Annotated in this window: 17 protein-coding genes; 8 read left to right on the plus strand and 9 right to left on the minus strand. The window is 63.1% G+C overall.

Annotated elements, in window-relative coordinates:
* Positions 1 to 25: 25 nt before the first annotated feature.
* The 4 genes from AC3EMP_RS12740 to AC3EMP_RS12755 all read right to left on the minus strand — a co-directional run bounded on the left by AC3EMP_RS12740 (position 26) and on the right by AC3EMP_RS12755 (position 5,117).
* On the minus strand, positions 26 to 958 hold the full coding sequence (locus AC3EMP_RS12740; protein ID WP_023692133.1) for a substrate-binding domain-containing protein: 933 nt from the start codon (positions 956 to 958) through the stop codon (positions 26 to 28).
* 294 nt (positions 959 to 1,252) lie between these two features.
* Complete coding sequence (locus tag AC3EMP_RS12745) at positions 1,253 to 2,281, minus strand: ABC transporter permease (RefSeq protein WP_198020833.1); 1,029 nt, start codon at positions 2,279 to 2,281, stop codon at positions 1,253 to 1,255.
* A complete protein-coding gene (locus AC3EMP_RS12750; protein ID WP_050591496.1) occupies positions 2,278 to 3,822 on the minus strand; it encodes a sugar ABC transporter ATP-binding protein in 1,545 nt (514 codons plus the stop codon). Before AC3EMP_RS12750 ends, AC3EMP_RS12745 begins: the two co-directional genes overlap by 4 nt.
* A gap of 137 nt (positions 3,823 to 3,959) precedes the next feature.
* Positions 3,960 to 5,117: a fumarylacetoacetate hydrolase family protein gene (locus tag AC3EMP_RS12755; RefSeq protein WP_352597335.1), complete on the minus strand. Its 1,158-nt coding sequence runs from the start codon at positions 5,115 to 5,117 to the stop codon at positions 3,960 to 3,962.
* Between the two features lie 177 nt (positions 5,118 to 5,294).
* Here AC3EMP_RS12755 and AC3EMP_RS12760 point away from each other — a divergent pair, with 177 nt between their 5' ends.
* From AC3EMP_RS12760 to AC3EMP_RS12785, 6 genes are all read left to right on the plus strand, one after another.
* Positions 5,295 to 6,572 (plus strand): NAD(P)/FAD-dependent oxidoreductase, encoded by a 1,278-nt coding sequence (locus AC3EMP_RS12760; protein ID WP_352597336.1) that lies wholly within the window; start codon positions 5,295 to 5,297, stop codon positions 6,570 to 6,572.
* 96 nt (positions 6,573 to 6,668) lie between these two features.
* Positions 6,669 to 7,550 (plus strand): ABC transporter permease, encoded by an 882-nt coding sequence (locus AC3EMP_RS12765; protein ID WP_352597337.1) that lies wholly within the window; start codon positions 6,669 to 6,671, stop codon positions 7,548 to 7,550.
* Complete coding sequence (locus AC3EMP_RS12770) at positions 7,547 to 8,374, plus strand: ABC transporter permease (protein WP_023709184.1); 828 nt, start codon at positions 7,547 to 7,549, stop codon at positions 8,372 to 8,374. Before AC3EMP_RS12765 ends, AC3EMP_RS12770 begins: the two co-directional genes overlap by 4 nt.
* 25 nt (positions 8,375 to 8,399) lie before the next feature.
* Complete coding sequence (locus AC3EMP_RS12775; protein ID WP_023668506.1) at positions 8,400 to 9,506, plus strand: ABC transporter substrate-binding protein; 1,107 nt, start codon at positions 8,400 to 8,402, stop codon at positions 9,504 to 9,506.
* 276 nt (positions 9,507 to 9,782) lie between these two features.
* The gene (locus AC3EMP_RS12780) at positions 9,783 to 10,382 is read left to right on the plus strand and encodes a helix-turn-helix domain-containing protein (RefSeq protein WP_352667587.1); all 600 of its coding nucleotides are present in this window, start codon (positions 9,783 to 9,785) and stop codon (positions 10,380 to 10,382) included.
* Complete coding sequence (locus tag AC3EMP_RS12785; RefSeq protein WP_023687090.1) at positions 10,372 to 11,457, plus strand: ABC transporter ATP-binding protein; 1,086 nt, start codon at positions 10,372 to 10,374, stop codon at positions 11,455 to 11,457. The genes AC3EMP_RS12780 and AC3EMP_RS12785 overlap by 11 nt, the downstream gene beginning before the upstream one ends.
* A 440-nt stretch (positions 11,458 to 11,897) precedes the next feature.
* Here AC3EMP_RS12785 and AC3EMP_RS12790 read toward each other — a convergent pair whose 3' ends face one another.
* Positions 11,898 to 12,602 carry an SOS response-associated peptidase gene (locus AC3EMP_RS12790; protein ID WP_023684394.1) on the minus strand — a complete coding sequence of 235 codons (705 nt, stop codon included), beginning with the start codon at positions 12,600 to 12,602 and terminating at the stop codon, positions 11,898 to 11,900.
* Between the two features lie 186 nt (positions 12,603 to 12,788).
* Here AC3EMP_RS12790 and AC3EMP_RS12795 point away from each other — a divergent pair, with 186 nt between their 5' ends.
* Complete coding sequence (locus tag AC3EMP_RS12795; RefSeq protein WP_023684393.1) at positions 12,789 to 13,142, plus strand: nuclear transport factor 2 family protein; 354 nt, start codon at positions 12,789 to 12,791, stop codon at positions 13,140 to 13,142.
* Positions 13,143 to 13,231: 89 nt separating this feature from the next.
* Here the strand turns inward: AC3EMP_RS12795 and AC3EMP_RS12800 are convergent, their stop codons facing one another.
* Both AC3EMP_RS12800 and AC3EMP_RS12805 read right to left on the minus strand, forming a co-directional pair.
* On the minus strand, positions 13,232 to 13,711 hold the full coding sequence (locus AC3EMP_RS12800) for an SRPBCC family protein (RefSeq protein ID WP_023668501.1): 480 nt from the start codon (positions 13,709 to 13,711) through the stop codon (positions 13,232 to 13,234).
* Entirely contained in the window at positions 13,708 to 14,064 is a 357-nt protein-coding gene (locus AC3EMP_RS12805) for an ArsR/SmtB family transcription factor (protein WP_023834821.1), read from the minus strand. The genes AC3EMP_RS12800 and AC3EMP_RS12805 overlap by 4 nt, the downstream gene beginning before the upstream one ends.
* 164 nt (positions 14,065 to 14,228) lie before the next feature.
* On the opposite strand from AC3EMP_RS12805, the gene AC3EMP_RS12810 reads away from it, so the two are divergent.
* Entirely contained in the window at positions 14,229 to 14,576 is a 348-nt protein-coding gene (locus AC3EMP_RS12810; protein WP_023709906.1) for an ArsC family reductase, read from the plus strand.
* A gap of 210 nt (positions 14,577 to 14,786) precedes the next feature.
* Here the strand turns inward: AC3EMP_RS12810 and AC3EMP_RS12815 are convergent, their stop codons facing one another.
* Positions 14,787 to 15,143 (minus strand): DUF488 domain-containing protein, encoded by a 357-nt coding sequence (locus AC3EMP_RS12815; RefSeq protein ID WP_023701480.1) that lies wholly within the window; start codon positions 15,141 to 15,143, stop codon positions 14,787 to 14,789.
* Between the two features lie 9 nt (positions 15,144 to 15,152).
* Positions 15,153 to 16,409: an aminopeptidase gene (locus AC3EMP_RS12820; protein WP_023738452.1), complete on the minus strand. Its 1,257-nt coding sequence runs from the start codon at positions 16,407 to 16,409 to the stop codon at positions 15,153 to 15,155.
* Between the last annotated feature and the right edge of the window lie 37 nt (positions 16,410 to 16,446).

Genomic DNA, 16,446 nt, shown 5'->3' on the forward strand with positions numbered 1-16,446 from the left:
CGGCCGCGACTGTTGAACGTCTGGGTTATTTACCGGACAGGATGTCGTCGTAGACCTGCGCGGTGTCCTTTTCATAGAGCGCGCCGGTGATGACGTTGAAGCCCGGGGGAATGCCTGACGCCGCCATGTTGGCCAGCGACAGAGCGACATAGCTGGTCGCCTGCGGGTCCTGCCACTGGCCGGCATTGACGTAGCCGGTCAGCACTTCCTGGGTGGTGTCGAGCGAGTTGCCCCAGCCGACGACCGGGATTTCGCCCGGCTTGATGCCGGCCTGGTCGAACACCCGCTTGATCGAGCCGGTGACCAGATCGCCGAGGCCGATGATTGCCTTGACCTTGGCCTTGTTGGCGGTGAGATAGTCGACCATGCGGTTGATGGCCTCGGCCTGGTCGAGGGTCGCTTCGGTGATCTCATAGGTGATCCCCAGCGGTTCGAAGACGCTCTTGATGCCTTCCTCTTCCTGGACGCCGTAGGTGGCGCCGGGGATTTCGACCGGCATCCAGACGAAGTCGCCCTTCTTCACCAGGCCCTTGTCGACCAGATATTGCGCCCAGTGCTTGCCGAAGGTGACGTTGTCGCCGCCGACATAGGCGTCGAAGCTTGCCTTAGGATCGGGCGTGTTGAAGTTGATGATCGGGATCTTGGCGGTGTTGGCTTCCTTGGCGATTTCGATCAGGCTGCCCGGATCGGGGCTGGTGGTGACGATGCCGTCGGCCTTTGCCGAGATCGCGGCACGCACGGCCTCTTGCTGCGAGGCAACGTCGCCATTGTGGAACGAGGTGTTGACGGTGTTGCCGGTGTCCTTCGCCCATTGCTTGGCACCGGCCAGGAAGTAGGTCCAGACCGGGTCGGCCGGGCCGCCATGCGAAATCCAGTAGAACGTCTTGGCCTGTGCCGCCGCCGGAATGGCCAGCGCCACAATCAAGCCAAGCACGAGTAATCGTAGCCTCGTCAGCATTTGCTTTCCTCCCATGTTGAAAAACGACCTCCACGTCCGGCGATGATCCGGGCGATGCTTGATCCTCTCCTCCTGCCAGCGCCGACCCGGATGCGCAGAGCATCTTCTTTTGCGGCCGATGGCAAGCCTCCATCCGCTCAATGGATGGTGGCGCGATGCAACGCGCCATCAGCGATCCCATCAGATCGCATCAGTTAGAGAGCAATTCCAGGAAAAGTGTGAAACGGTTTTCCGCCCGGAATTGCATCAAACCAAGAGATAGAGATATTCCCGGCAAGCAGGCGGGGCTTAAACTCAGGCGCGCGGATTTTCCTGAAAGCGCTCGGCCTGGCGGTTGCGCAGCACTTTGGCCAGCCGGTCGAGCGCGAGCGCCAGCACCATCACCGCGCCGATCACGAACGGGCTCCATGCGGCGTCGATGCCGAACAGGGTAACGCCGCTCAAGATGACCTGGACGATCAGCATGCCGATCACCGCACCGAAGACGGTGCCGCGCCCGCCGGAAAGCGAGGTGCCGCCGATGATCGCCGCGGCAATCGCCATCAGCACGAAACCGCCGCCTTGGTCGACGTCGGTAACGGGAGAGCCAAGCCACAGCGCGCCCGCCAGCCCCGAGACGATGCCCATCAGCACCAGCGTCTGCAGCCGCACAGCACCTGTCGGGATGCCGGCATAGAGCGCCGCCTGCGGATTGCTGCCGACGGCCTGGATCCGGTAGCCGAAGCGGCTGCGGTGAAGCACGAGGTGCATCACCACCGCCATTGCGACGAAGACAAAGACAGCCGTCGGCACAAGGCCGAACAGCTTGCCGTGAACGATCTCAAAGAAGTCGCCGCCTGGGCTGGCCGGAGCTGTCGCTTGCATCTTGACGGCCACCGCCGCCAGGCCCCGTAACATTGCAAAGGTGCCCAGCGTAACGACGATGGCCGGCAGTCGCAGCGCCACCACCAGCAGGCCGTTGACGAGGCCGAGCCCGGCGCCGAGCAGCACGCCGGCAAGGGCGGCAAGCCACGGGTCGATGCCGGCGGCCAGAAGGAATGCGGTGAGAAGGGCCGCGAGATGGAATATCCAGCCGACGGAAAGGTCGATCTCGCGGAGTGCGAGCACGAACACCATGCCGATCGCCAGCATGCCGGGATACGCAGCGGTTTCCAGCAACGACAGCACATTGGCCTCGTCGAGGAAATCCGGCCGGGCAAAGCCTGTAATCGCCACAAGGACAACGAGCCCGATGAGCGGCCTGAGTTCGACGGGCAGGCGAAGGCTGCGCTTCGGGTGGGCAGCCGAACCGGCAAGCTGTAGCATGGGATCCAATCGTGTCATGCCATGGCTCCCACGAGTTTCTTTTTCGGCCGCTCCGCCTCCGGCATCTCGCCGGTGGTGGTCAGTTGCAGCACTGTCCTTCGCTTCATCTCGGCGCCGGACAGCTCGCCGGCGACCCGGCCGCGGTGGAAGACAAGGACGCGGTTGCTGAGGTTGGTCAGTTCGGACGGCTCGACCGAACGCAGCAAAACGATACAGCCATTGGCTGCCATCTGCCGGATCAGCGCATAGATCTTGCGCTTGGCAGCCGCCTCGATACCGCCAGCCGGATTGTCTAGGAGCAGCACTTGCGGCGCCGTCTCCAGCCATTTGGCGATTACGATCTTCTGCTGATCGCCGGCCAGCAGCGAATTCACCGGCGCGTCCGGCAGGCCCTTGATGCCCAGCGCATCGATCTGCCTTGCGGCGGCGGCGATCGCGGCCTTGGGCGAGTAGCGGCGCGACCCCCAGTTGCGGGCGCCGGTAGCGATGTTGCCTATGTTGAAGGCCAGCGACCGGTCGGGCATCAGGCCGTTGCACAGGCGGTTGGCCGGCACCAGGCCGATGCCGCGCCGCGCCGCTTCGGTCGGATTTCCAGGCAAGCCGTAGCCGTCGGGGAGCCGCACCCTGCCGCTTTGCGCCTTGCGCAGGCCAAACAGCATCTCGAACAGGTGTTCAACGCCTGACCCCTCAAGCCCGGCCAAGCCGAGGATCTCGCCGGAGCGGGCGGTGAAGCTGACGCCGGAAATCCGGCCGCCGCTCAGACCCTCCACCGTGATCCGCGGCCTTATCGTGCTGGCATTGGCCGGCAGTGCAGGCGGGAACAGGCTGTCGCGCTGCTGGCCGATCATGGCGTCGATCACATCGGCTTCGCTCAACGCCGAGCGCTCACTTGTCAGCACGTCACGGCCGTTGCGCATCACGGTGACCTGGTCTGCGATCGCAAACACATCCTCCAGCCGGTGCGAGACATAGAGCACGCTCGTGCCCTTGGCCTTGAGGTCACTTAGTACGGTGAACAGGTGTTCGGTCTGGCGCCGGTCGAGCGCAGAATTCGGTTCATCGAGGATCAGCAGCCTCGGGCCTTCCAGAATTGCGCGGCCGAGTTCGACATATTGCCGTTCGCCCATGCCGAGTTGTCCCACAGGAGCGTGGACATTGACGTCGAGCTTGAGTTGCCGAAGCAAGGTGCGGCTGCGTGCCTCCATCTCGCGCCTGGAGACGAAGCCATTGCGCAACGGCTCGCGATTGACGAACAGATTGGCCAGCACCGAGCGGTCGGCAAACAGGCTGAGCCCCTGGTGGACGACGCCGAAGCTGTGCTTGCGTGCAGCGATCGGGCTGTCGACGGTGACGACCTGGTCGCCGACGCGGATGGTGCCGCTGTTGGGCCGGAGCACGCCGGCAAGCACCTTCACCAGCGTCGACTTGCCGGCGCCGCTTTCACCGACGACAGCATGGATCGTCCCCTGTCCGACAGACAGGTTCATATCCCTGAGCGCGACAACGCCGCCATAACGCATGGCGAGATTGCGCACCGATATCATCGGCAAACCGAGCATGCAATTCGGCCCCCACAGACCGCGCCCCGATCCTGGAGCGAATTTCCGATACAGTCACCCGGATTCCGCTAACAAACGGCTTACAGGGACCGGATACGAACGTTTATCGGCTATCCGTTCGTCCCGCTGCTCCGAAATCAGATCAGGTCGGCCTTGGCGAGGTCCCGCATGAGATGGCTGGCGCCGTAGGTCCAGTGCGGGCAATCGGGCGACAGAAGCACGCGGTTCACCAGCGCGCCGAATTTCTCCGACGAGATGGTGACGATGTCGCCGATCTTGTGGGTGAATCCCTTGCCCTTCTCGCCGCGATCCTTCGACGGCACGAACATGGTGCCGAGATAAAGCGTCAAGCCATCGGGATACTGGTGGTGCGGCCCCATGGCGGCCGCGACCAGCTCTTCGGGCGAACGGCTGATCTCGGCCATCGAGCTCGCGCCCTCCAGCGAAAACCCGTCCTCGCCCTCGACCTGCAGCCGCACCGTGGCGCGCTTCACGTCGTCGATCGAAAATGTTGCGTCGAACAACCGGATGAAGGGCCCAAGCGAGGCCGAGGCATTGTTGTCCTTGGCCTTGCCGAGCAGCAGCGCCGAGCGTCCCTCGACGTCGCGCAGATTGACGTCGTTGCCGATGGTGGCGCCGACGATCCTGCCGGTGCTGGCGGCGATCATGGCGATCTCCGGCTCGGGGTTGTTCCAGGTCGACACCGGATGCAGCCCGACATCGGCGCCGAAGCCGACGGACGCCATCGGCTGGCATTTGGTAAAGATCTCGGCGTCGGGGCCGATGCCGACTTCCAGATATTGCGACCAGGCGCCGCGCTGGATGAGCTTGGCCTTGATCTCCATCGCCTCAGGCGAGCCGGGCTTCAGCTTCGACAGATCGTGGCCGATCAGCCCGGCAATGTCGGCGCGGATGGCGTCGGCCTTTTCCGCCGAACCGCGCGCCTGCTCCTCGATGACGCGTTCGAGCAGGCTGACCACGAAGGTCACGCCCGACGCCTTCACCGCCTGCAGGTCGACAGGCGAGACCAGATAGGGTTTTGCCGGGTCGCGGGTGGCCTGAAAACTGTTGGCGGCGATCGCGTCGAGCGAGCCGATCGGTTCGCCCTTGGCAGAGCGCACGTGTCCGGCCGGATCGGCCATCTCGCAGATGTCGCGCACTGTGGGTGCGGTGGTCGAGGTGACGTCGAAAACGATGCCGTCGCGCACGGTGACCACCAGCGGATGCGAGGCATCGCTTGCCCTGGCTCGGCCGATGAAGAGCCCGTCGGCGGGAAGCTGCGTTGGGTTCGTCATGGCTTACGGTCCTTTGATGATCGAGATGGCAGCTGGGCCGCTGCACTTTCACCGGATTCACGCCAAAGGTCTATCCCGTGGCGCAGGCAATTGTCGGTTCTGACATGAGGCCCGCTCTTTCAAAAAAATGAAACTGGCACTAGAATTTTTCATTTTCCGCATACTCCAGGTGAAGCCTTGCCCGCACCGTTTTCCGTTCCGATCTGGCAGAAGCCGCAGACCGCATCCGCCTTCCAGTTGCTCGTCACTGCGCCGGTCGACGTTGCCATCGTCGGCGGCGGCTTCATGGGCCTGTCGACCGCCTTGCACGCAGCCCGGCTCGGTCTCGGTGTACAGGTGCTGGAGGCTGGCGAGATCGGCCAGGGCGCCTCGGGCCTCAATGGCGGCCAGGTCATTCCCGGCCTGAAATATGATCCCGAATGGCTGCTCGAGCATTTCGGCCCCGAGCGTGGCCAAGCGCTGGTCGATTTCGCCGCCTCGACGGCGGATACGGTGTTCGATCTCATCCAAGACGAAAAGCTGGCGGTGCCGTTCACGCGCAATGGCTGGATCCAGGCCGCGCATACCGAAACCGCATTGAAAGCGGCGGCGAACAGGGATCGTCAATGGCGGGCGCGTGGCGCCGATGTTCGGCTTCTGAATGAAAGCGAGATCGCCGCTATGACCGGCGCGCAAGGCTATCTCGGCGGCTGGCTCGACCGCCGCGCCGGCATCATCGATCCGCTCGCCTATACAGTGGAACTGGCGCGCATCGCCGCCGCCGCCGGCGCCAGCATTGCCGAGCGGCAGAAGGTGGTGAAACTCCGCAAGCAGGCCGGCCTTTGGCGTGTCTCAACCGAAAGCGGCGCCGAGGTGCGGGCGAAAGCGGTTGTCCTGGCGACGAACGCCTATACCGATGGACTGCTTCCGGGCCTCGCCGAAACGATCGTGCCGCTGCATTCCTTCCAGGTCGCGACCGCGCCGCTGTCGTCCAACCTTGCGGCGACGATCCTGCCGGAAGGGCAGGCGGTGTCCGACTCCAGGCGCATTCTCGTCTACTACCGCAAAACAGCCGACGGCCATCTGGTGCTTGGCGGCCGTGGCCGCATGGCGCTTCCCAGGAGCGAGGCCGACTGGGCGCATCTGCAGCGCGCGCTGGTGCGGCTTTATCCCGCGCTCTCCGATGTCGCCATCGAGAAACGCTGGTTCGGTCGCGTGGCGATGACGCCGGATCATCTGCCGCACATCCACGAACCTGAAAAGGGCCTGCTCGCCGTGGTCGGTTGCCAGGGCAGGGGCGTCGGCCTGATGACCGCGCTGGGAAAACGCATGGCGGGCTATTTGGCAAACGGTGAGGCAGCGCAATTGCCGTTCCCGCTGTCGCCGATCCGGCCGATTCCGTTCCACGCCTTTCGCCAGATCGGCGTCGCCGCGACGATCGCCTGGTACCGCATGCTCGACGCCTTCGAGCGCTGATTGCGCGCCGGCCGTTTAGGCCTCGTGGATTCAGCTTGACAGTTTCATGAATATGAAAAAAGCTAAGTCGATTTCATATTTCCATTGAGCAGCCTGATGTCGACCGTCGTTGCGTCTGAACCGCCAGCAGGCTCCGCCCGGGGCTTCCGCTTCGCCATGTTGCTGCCGGGCGGGCTGGTCACCTTCTTCCTGATCCTGTTTGCACTCGGCCTCGTGCTGTTCCTCGCCTTGCGCGGCAATGACGGTTCGCTGCTCGGCGCCGGCTTCACGGCAGGCAACTTCATCACCGTGGTCTCCGATCCGCTCTACTGGACGGTGACGCTGCGCTCGCTGGTGATCGCCGGCCTGGTGACGCTGGCGACCGTCGTCACCGCCTATCCCGTCGCCTACTATCTCGCCTTCCATGCCGGCCGCCGCCGCAGCCTGCTTTTGTTTCTGGTGACCCTGCCGTTCTGGACCAGCTATCTCCTGCGCGTCTTCGCCTGGAAGATCGTGCTCGCCTACAACGGCGTCTTGAACTCGGCGCTGATCGAAAGCGGCATCTGGTCGGAGCCGACGCTGGCCTTCCTCAACACGCCGGCGGCGGTGGTCGTCACGCTGGCGCATGCCTATGCGCCCTTCGCCATCCTGCCGATCTATGTGGCGCTGGACACCATCCCGAAATCACTGCTCGAAGCCGCCTCCGATCTCGGCGCCAGACCGTTCACGGCGTTTCGCCGCGTCGTCTTGCCCAATTCGATGCCGGGCGTTCTGGCGGCCGCCCTCGTCGTCTTTGTGCCGACGGTCGGCGACTATGTCACCCCGGCCATGGTCGGCGGTCCCGCCAGCACCATGATCGGCACATTGATCCAGTCGCAGTTCGGCAAGGCCAATGACTGGCCGTTCGGGGCGGCACTTTCAGTCTGCGTGATGCTGGTCATCCTCTGCGTGGTGCTGGTCGCACGCGGCGCCGACCGCAAATTCGGCAGCCGCACATGAGCGCGGCGCGGAGAGATGATGGCCGCGGCTGGCTCGGCGTCTATGTGCTTGCCTATCTCGTCTTCCTCTATCTGCCGGTGCTGTTGATCCCGCTGTTTTCCTTCAACAACTCCATCCAGGCCGCGTTTCCGCTGCAGGGCTTCACGCTCGAATGGTATGCCACGCTCTATGGCAATCCGGCGCTGTCCGGCGCGCTTTTGAACAGTCTCGTCATTGGCGTCGTGGCCGCCGCCGGCGCCACGCTCTGCGGCATCACCGTCTCCTATATGGACCTCTACGGTCGTTCGCCGCTCGCCGCCACCATCAGCGCCATCTCCAGGCTGCCGATCCTGATCCCCGGCGTCATCGTCGGCATATCGTTGCTGATCCTCGTCAATCTCATCGGCCTCGGCCCGTCGCGCATCGCCATCGTTCTCGGCCACATACTGGTGGCGCTGCCGACCACCGTGGTGATCATGCGCAGCCGGTTTGCCGCAATTCCGAAAACCATTCGCGAGGCCGCACTCGATCTCGGCGCTTCCGACTGGACGACCTTCCGGCGGGTGATGTTGCCGCTCTCGCTGCCGGCCATCGTCTCGGCCTTCATGCTGGCCTTTCTGATTTCCTTCGACGAGTTCATCGTCGTCTTCTTCCTCGCCGGCACCGAGCCGACGCTGCCGCTCTACATCTGGAGCCAACTGCGTTTTCCTCGCTCGCTGCCGACCGTGATGGCGCTGGGGACAGCTATCCTTGCTGTGTCCGTCATCATCGCCGGCATCGCCGAAATCCTGCGCCATCGCGGGCTGAGCACAGCCCGTCGGACGGCGCCCACCAGTCCAGCCTGAACCATAACAAAAGAGGAGAACCGAAATGGCATTCGACCCGAAATCAATTACTGGGCTGAAATCGATCACTGGCCCGAAATCGATCACTGCAAAGACAGCCCGCACCGGGCTTGCCGCGCTTGCAATCGTCCTGTCGTCGACTGTCGCCTTCGCCGCCGACAAGCTGCAATATTTCACCTGGTCCGGCTATGAACTGCCCGACTTCAACAAGAGCTTCCTGACGGCCCATCCCGATGGCGTCGAGGCCTCGATCTTCGGCGACGACGACGATGCCTTCACCAAGGTCAAGGCCGGCTTCCGCCCCGATATCGCCCATCCCTGCTACGACAAGGTGGCGCGCTGGAACAAGGAAGGCCTGCTGCAGCCGATCGATACCAAGCGCATCAAGAACTGGGATTCGATCTTCCCGGTGTTCAAGAACCTGCCCGACATCCAGGCCGGCGACGGCAAAGTCTGGATGGTGCCGTGGGACTGGGGCAACACCTCGATCCTCTACCGCACCGATCTGGTGAAGAACCCGGAAGCGAGCTGGAACCTTCTGTGGGACAAGCAATATGCCGGCCGCATGGCGACCATCGATGCCGTGCATGACACGCCGATCGTTGCAGCACTTCTGGCCGGCGTAAACCCCTTCGATATGACGCCGGAGCAGATGGACAAGGTGGCGGAAAAATTGCGCGAGCAGCGTCCGCTGCTCTCCAACTACACCACCGACATGACCTCGGTCGAACAGGCGCTGGCCAGCGGCCAGCTGGTCGCCGCCATGACCTGGAACGCGTCGGCAACCTCGCTGAAGAAGCAGGGCGTGCCGGTCGAGTTCATGAAGCCGAAGGAGGGCATGCTGACCTGGGCCTGCGGCTTCGTCATGCTCAAGGACGCCAAAAACGTCGACCTCGCCTATGACTTCATCAACAGCCGGCTCGACGCCGACTCGGGTAAGTACCTGATCCAAGCCTACGGCTATGGCAGCTCGCTGAGCACCGCCTTCGCCGGCGTGGCGAAGGACGAACTGGACAAGCTGCAATTGCCGGCCGACCCGGAGGTGATGCTGAAGACCACCATCTTCACCGGCCCGATGAAGCAGAACGACGATGTGGCGAAGATGTTCGAGAAAGTGAAGGCGGGCGGGTGAGGGATCCATCGCCGACGGTTGCGCTGCCCCTCACCTGCCTGCCGGCATCCTCTCCCCGTATAGAGACGGGGAGAGGGGCGCTGTCACCAGCGATTTCGCAAACCGCAAACGTTGCAGAAATGGCGCCGAGTTTGCGACCAGCCGCTTTCTCCCCGTCACTATACGGGGAGAAATGTCCGGCGGGGAGGGGCAGCGCCGACGGCAGGTAATTGTGACTAATCTCCTGAAGCCCGCGGGTCTTGCCGCCGCGCCAAAGACTGCAACAAGGACCAACTGATGGACATGCTTGAAGCGAAACCAAAGGCCGACGCCGACATTCGCGTCGGCCGGCGCGTGCGGGCGCTGCGGCTGGAGCGCAATTTGTCGCTGGCCGAGCTGGCAGCAAAAGCCGGCGTCTCCATCGGTGCGCTGAGCCAGATCGAGCGCGGCCTGTCTTCGCTGCGCGTCAAGGTGATCTGGCCGCTTGCGGCCGCGCTCGACATCGAGCCTTCGGCGCTGATCACCGACGGCAACGAAGCCGCCAACGATCTCTATTGCGTGCGCGCCGACAAAAGGCGGCAGCTCCCGGTCAAGTCGGAAGGCATCGCCAAGGCGCTGCTGTCGCCGCCGGGCGCGGCGCTGACCGGCCTCTTGGTGACGGTGGAAGCCGATGGCGGCACGGCGGAAGCCTATGCGCATATCGGTCACGAGTTCGGCTGTGTCCTGTCGGGCGAGGTCGAACTGGTGGTGGACTCGACAAAATACGTGCTGAAGAGCGGCGACTCCTTTGCCTTCAAGAGCACGCTTCTGCACGCCTTCCGCAATCCCGGCACCGAGCCTTGCCAGATCCTCTGGGTCAACACCACCAAGCCGTCCGAGGTTCGCGATGGCGCCTGATGCGCTGGTACGCCTGGACACGGTCTCGAAGGTTTTCCCCGGCGGCATTGTCGGGCTCGACGCCGTCGATCTCGACATTATCAGCGGCGAGTTCATCACCCTGCTCGGGCCCTCGGGCTGCGGCAAGACCACCAGCCTGCGCGTCATTGCCGGTTTCGAGAGCCCGTCGAGCGGCAAGGTGCTGCTCGATGGTCGCGACATCACCGCGCTCAGGCCGTTCGACCGTCCCGTCAACACCGTGTTCCAGGATTATGCGCTGTTCCCGCATATGAACGTCGCCGAGAATGTCGGCTTCGGCCTGTCGCTGCGCAAACTGTCCGGCGCCGAGCAGGCAAAGCGCGTCCGCGAAGCCCTCGACATGGTCGGCCTCGCCGACAAGCTCGGCGCCCGCGTTTCCGAACTGTCGGGTGGCCAGCGCCAGCGCGTCGCGCTCGCCCGAGCCATAGTCTGCGAGCCGCGCGTTCTGTTGCTCGATGAACCGCTGTCGGCGCTCGATGCGCATCTGCGCGAACAGATGCAGGTCGAACTGAAGCGGCTGCAGTCGCGGCTCGGCACCACCTTCGTCATGGTCACCCACGACCAGACCGAAGCGCTGTCGATCTCCGACCGCATCGTCGTCATGAACAAGGGCCGCATCGAGCAGATCGCGCCGCCGGCCACGCTTTACGACCGGCCGGCGACGAAATTCGTCGCAAGCTTCATCGGCACCATGAACCTCTTGCAATCGCGCTTCATCGGCCGCGACGGCGACCGCCTGCGCTTCGCCGCTGGCGGGCTTTCGCTGGAAGCAACATCTGAAACCGGCGACACACCCGGCGAAGGCACTGAGCGCACCATCGGCGTTCGCCCCGAGGACTTGCTGGCCACCACCGATGCCGCCGCCGGCACCGCGCCGGCGCGCGTCAACTCCATCGTCTTCCACGGCCGCACGCTGCGGCTGCATGCTGAGCTGGGGCAGGGATTGCCGGTGGTGATCGATGCGCCGCGCCAGGCCGAGGGCTTTCAATTCAGCGTCGGCGACGTGGCGCATATCAGCCTGCGCCGTGGTGCCAACTGCCCTATGCTGCCAAGCTGATCCAACCCAATCCCTTCATCGACGGTTGGATTTAACCTGCTGTGAAGATCGCCAAGGTGGAATTAAGTGTGAATTGACTCGCAAAGGAACATATTCCTACTTTGCGGGATGCCCGAACTAAGCACCCGACCGCGCCGAAATGTGCAAACCCTCTGCTTGGCGCATGAAGTCGGGCAGCTAATTCGTGTTCGATGTCGGAACTGCAACATCACTCGACACTATCTGCCTGGCGATCTCGCAAAGCTGGTTGGTGATATCCCCTTTTGGGATGTGGAGCGGCACATGCGGTGCGAGCGCTGCAAAGGTCGTGAGCTCGATGCAGGCATCATTCTGCCAAGCGCTGCTGAACGCCTTAAAATTCGCGTCAGACGTCTTGTCGAAATCCGCATGGTTCGCCGGGTAATCTGGCGAGACGACGATTGAGGAGAGCCGATTTCGGGCTAAAACAGAGACCCTTGGGCCGGGGCCTGTGGTGGGAACTTGATCTGTGTGGCTGGCTTCTCAACGATCACCAACGCGTCGTTGGGCGCCGTCCGCTGCAAACGCCGTGCTTCCGACCATGGCGCCGTCAGCCAAGCCTCGGTTTCCTCCGGCGTGGTGAGGATCACGGGCATAGCCTTCTCATGTATCGGCGCAATGAGAGCATTAGGCTTGGTGGTCATGAAGGCGTATAGCTCGAAGTCGCCGGGACCGTCCTTGACCTTTCGCACGCCCTGCCAAGACGTCCAGAAACCAGCGAAGAAGAACAGCGGCCGGCTCTCGCCACGGGCAAACCAGTAATTTCGCTGGATTCCTGTTTCCGGGTCTTTATCGTTCGCCGCAGGGCTGGGCTCGGCAAAGCTGGTCACCGGCACGACACATCTGTGCTCGACGCCCACATATTGCTGCCAGTGCGAATATTGCGGATTGCGAACGTTGGTGGTGCCGTAGTCGGCCTTACCTTTCATGCGCTCGGGCGGCGTTGGCAAACCCCAAAGCAGTTTCGCCAGTTCACGCTCCCCATCCGTCCTGTTGCGAACGACAAGCCCAGGTTGATTGGGATAGACATCAAGCGAAGGTTCGAGGTTGCCGCTGATATCGCGCAATGTGCGGGTCCATTGGCGGACCGCCTCTTGCGTCGTCGTGATGTTGTAGAGGTTGCACATGCACCCAGCATTGCGGAATTGGCTTTTGTCTGCAACCGAAGTCGCTGTCCGACGCCGCCGCAATCGTCGTCACACAGCCGCGCTATATCATCGTCCTGACACACCTTGTCAGCTGTCGTGCGGGTAAAGGTGGCGGGCCGGCAAGCGCTTCCCTACTTCAAACCAGTCTGAACAGGAGGAACACACATGACCATCGCGGATGTTGCCAAGGATTTCACCGAAATGCTCCAGCAGGGGGATCACCTGGGTGCTGGTGAAAAGTACAATGCCGATGATATCGTCAGCCTCGAAGCCATGGAGGGGCCGATGGCCATCGCCCGTGGCAAGGAGGCTCTCAGGCAAAAGGGCGAATGGTGGCAAGAGAACCACGAAGTCCATGGCGGCTCTGTCGAAGGCCCCTATGTCAACGGCGACCAGTTCGCGGTGCGCTTCAAGTTCGACATAACGCCCAAGGCCACCGGCGAACGGGTCACCATGGACGAGGTTGGCCTGTACACGGTCAAGAACGGCAAGATCACCGAAGAGCGCTTCTACTACTGAGCCCGGGTGCCGTAGGGTTCCGGCGCACTTCGCTGCACGACCCAAAAACCAGGCGGCCGGGACAAAGTCCTGGCCGCAGTGGGAAAAGCTCAAATGGTCTTCACATACTGCGCCAACTGATCGGCCACCGTGCCCCAGCCGTCGAAGAACCCCATCTCTTCATGATTGTTGCGGGTAGCCTCGTCGCGATGGATGGCCGTTGCCGTGTAGCGCGTGCCCTTGTCATCCGACTGAAGCGAAATGACTGCGGTGATGAAGGGCTCGCCGGAGGGCCGATAGCCCGGCAGCAGCGCATCGGTCCACACCAGCCGCTCGTTCGGCACGATCTCGAGATAGCAGCAATGGCGGTCGTTGACCTCCTTGCCGTCGGGCGATTGCATGCGCGTCCGGAACAGTCCGCCCGGACGAAGGTCGATCTCGCAATCGGTGATCAGCCAGGGCTTGGGCGTGAACCATTGCTTGACATGCTCCGGCACCGTCATCGCGCTCCACAAGAGTTCGCGCGGCGCGTCGAGCTTGCGCTCCAGCACAAGGTCCAGTCTGGGGTCGGGCTTGAAGGGATAGCTCACTTTTCTGGCTCCTTGAGGCTCATCACATAGGCGTCGAATTGATCGAGTCGGCGCTCCCACAGCGTGCGCTGTTCGGCCAGCCAGTTTTCGGCGAGCTGCAGCGGTTCGGGCGCCAGCTGATAGGTTCTGGTGCGGCCGATTTTTCCCGATCGCACCAGACCGCAGCCTTCCAGCACTTTCAGATGCTCGATGAAGGAAGGCAGCGCCATCTCGAAAGGCTGCGCCAACTCGCTGACTGAGGCGGGACTGCGGTTCAACCGCTCGACCACGCGCCGCCGCGTCGGGTCAGCCAGCGCGCGGAAGATGCCGTCGATCGGCGGGAGACTTGTAGTTGGGGCGTGGAGGCTTGGCATGGGCGATCCTGAGGTCTGTCGACGCGGTGCAGCAGATACTTAGGAAATTTCCTTAGTATTGGCAACCTCTAAAAAAGCGCCGCTAGCGATTGGGACGCTGGCAAAGCGGGGAGGGCGGTTTTAGGCTGTCTGAGGATTCGACTGTCAGTCGAGGGAAGCGCGTTTTGACGATCACCATGTACGGCATCACCACCTGCGACACGATCCGCAAGGCGCGCACCTGGCTGGAGGGCCATGCTGTGCCCTACCGCTTTCACGACTACCGGGCCGAGGGGATAGAGGCGGGCAGACTGGACGGGTGGGTCGGCAAGGTTGGCTGGGAAAAGCTGCTCAACAAGGGCAGCACCACATTTCGCGAACTGCCTGACAAGGACAAGCAAGGGCTCGACGAGAAGAAGGCCAGGAAGCTGATGCTGGCCAACCCGACGATGATCAAGCGCCCGGTGCTCGAGGTCGGGGATGAGATTTTGGTTGGCTTCAAGCCGGAGGCTTATGAAGGGGTGGTGAAGTAGCGTAGCCTCGCTTCGTCATCCTGTGGCGAAGCTAGGTTCGAAGCGACGCAGCGCAGACCATGGGATCCTGTCGGTCTCCTTCCCACCCCAAACATAGCATGGGAACAACACACAGGATCCTCGGGTCAGCCCGAGGATGACGAACGCGTGGAGGGCGATCGCTAATTGTGAAGGCTTTCGCTTGCGGCGTATGCAGCGGTTCGCTGTCTCTCAACCCGTCCCGCGCAAATACCCCGCCAACGCCACCGCATTGTTATGCGCCTCGTCATGCGCGCCATAAAGCAGCGTCACCTTGGCCTTGCCGAGCAAGCCACGCAGTTGCGCCACCGCTTCGCTATTCCCATCCAGTTCGACCGAATACCGCACCTGAAACTCCGCCCACCGCGCCGGCTCATGTCCGAACCACCTCCGCAATTCATCGCTCGGCGCGATGTCCTTCAGCCACAGCGTCAGCGCGGCATCCTCCTTGCTGACGCCGCGCGGCCAGATGCGATCGACCAGCACCCGCTGCCCGTCATCGGGCGCGGGTGCTTCGTAAATTCGCTTGACCGTCAGGTCGAAGGCCATCCGCCCCCTTTACGCCCACTCGCCCTTGCGCATCACCGGCACGCGGCGGCCATCCTTGTGCACGCCGTCTATGTCGATCTTGTCCGAGCCGATCATCCAGTCGATGTGGATAAAACTCTTGTTGCCGCCGCGCTGGGCGATTTCGTCCTGGCTGAGCGAGGCGCCGTCGACGAAGCATTTTGAATAGCACTGCCCGAGCGCGATGTGGCAGGCGGCGTTCTCGTCGAACAGCGTGTTGAAGAACAGCAGGCCGCTGGCCGAGATCGGCGAGGAATGCGGCACCAGCGCCACCTCGCCGAGCCGGCGCGAACCCTCGTCGGTGTCGAGCACTTTCTTCAGCACGTCCTCGCCCTTCGAAGCCTTGGCCTCGACGATCCTGCCCTCTTCGAAACGCACCGAGATATCGTCGATCAGCGTGCCCTGGTAGGACAGCGGCTTGGTCGAGGAGACATGGCCGGAGACGCGCCGTGCATGCGGCGTGGTGAAGACCTCCTCGGTCGGGATGTTCGGATTGCAGGTGACGCCGTTCTTGGCGGTCGAGGCGCCGCCCATCCATTCATGGCCATCGGCCAGCCCGACGGTGAGGTCGGTGCCCGGGCCGCTGAAATGCAGATCATGGAAATTGTGCTCGTTCAGCCACTTTGTGCGGCCGCGCAGCGCTGCATTGTGCGCCGTCCAGTTTGCGATCGGGTCTTCCACATCGACCCGTGATGCCGAAAAGATCGCATCGGCAAGCTTGACCACGGCGACATCGTCGGCATCGCCGGGGAAGACCTGCTTGGCCCAGGCGAGATCCGGGTAGGCGACGATGTTCCAGTTGATGTCGAAGCCGGTGATCTTTTCCAGCGCCGGCTGGTAGGCCATCGAGTTCGCCTTGTTGGCGCGCGCCACTTTCGCCGGGTCCTGCGCCGACAACAGCGACGGGTCCTCGCCGCGCACGGCAAGCCGCGCCGCATTGTTGGAAAAGGCCTTCGCCATGCCTTCATATATCCAGCCGGCGGCGCGGTCGAAGCCGGCATCCGCGCCGTAGCGGAAGCGCGCCAGCGTGATCTCGTCATCATTGAAGATCGGCGTTACCAGCCCGGCGCCCGCCTTGTAAGCGTGCTCGACGATGCGCCTGGTCAGCGGCAGGGCTGCGATCGACGAGGTCAGCACCAAATCCTGCCCCGGTTGCAATTGCAGCCCCACCTTGATGGCGACTTCCGCCAGCCTGTCGAGCTTCACCGGGTCGATGGTTGCGGAAACGCCGCGCGAATGTGTGGTCATGATCCTGCCTGCCTTGGTCTTGGAGGTGAAGCTTCCA

It is taken from the genome of Mesorhizobium sp. P160219, from assembly GCF_057786095.1.

Bases quoted from the DNA above. Each gene is read 5' to 3' on its own strand.
- AC3EMP_RS12740 (WP_023692133.1), bottom strand. From the start codon at position 958: ATGCTGACGAGGCTACGATTACTCGTGCTTGGCTTGATTGTGGCGCTG.
- AC3EMP_RS12745 (WP_198020833.1), bottom strand. From the start codon at position 2,281: ATGACACGATTGGATCCCATGCTACAGCTTGCCGGTTCGGCTGCCCAC.
- AC3EMP_RS12750 (WP_050591496.1), bottom strand. From the start codon at position 3,822: ATGCTCGGTTTGCCGATGATATCGGTGCGCAATCTCGCCATGCGTTAT.
- AC3EMP_RS12755 (WP_352597335.1), bottom strand. From the start codon at position 5,117: ATGACGAACCCAACGCAGCTTCCCGCCGACGGGCTCTTCATCGGCCGA.
- AC3EMP_RS12765 (WP_352597337.1), top strand. From the start codon at position 6,669: ATGTCGACCGTCGTTGCGTCTGAACCGCCAGCAGGCTCCGCCCGGGGC.
- AC3EMP_RS12770 (WP_023709184.1), top strand. From the start codon at position 7,547: ATGAGCGCGGCGCGGAGAGATGATGGCCGCGGCTGGCTCGGCGTCTAT.
- AC3EMP_RS12775 (WP_023668506.1), top strand. From the start codon at position 8,400: ATGGCATTCGACCCGAAATCAATTACTGGGCTGAAATCGATCACTGGC.
- AC3EMP_RS12780 (WP_352667587.1), top strand. From the start codon at position 9,783: ATGGACATGCTTGAAGCGAAACCAAAGGCCGACGCCGACATTCGCGTC.
- AC3EMP_RS12785 (WP_023687090.1), top strand. From the start codon at position 10,372: ATGGCGCCTGATGCGCTGGTACGCCTGGACACGGTCTCGAAGGTTTTC.
- AC3EMP_RS12790 (WP_023684394.1), bottom strand. From the start codon at position 12,602: ATGTGCAACCTCTACAACATCACGACGACGCAAGAGGCGGTCCGCCAA.
- AC3EMP_RS12795 (WP_023684393.1), top strand. From the start codon at position 12,789: ATGACCATCGCGGATGTTGCCAAGGATTTCACCGAAATGCTCCAGCAG.
- AC3EMP_RS12805 (WP_023834821.1), bottom strand. From the start codon at position 14,064: ATGCCAAGCCTCCACGCCCCAACTACAAGTCTCCCGCCGATCGACGGC.
- AC3EMP_RS12815 (WP_023701480.1), bottom strand. From the start codon at position 15,143: ATGGCCTTCGACCTGACGGTCAAGCGAATTTACGAAGCACCCGCGCCC.
- AC3EMP_RS12820 (WP_023738452.1), bottom strand. From the start codon at position 16,409: ATGACCACACATTCGCGCGGCGTTTCCGCAACCATCGACCCGGTGAAG.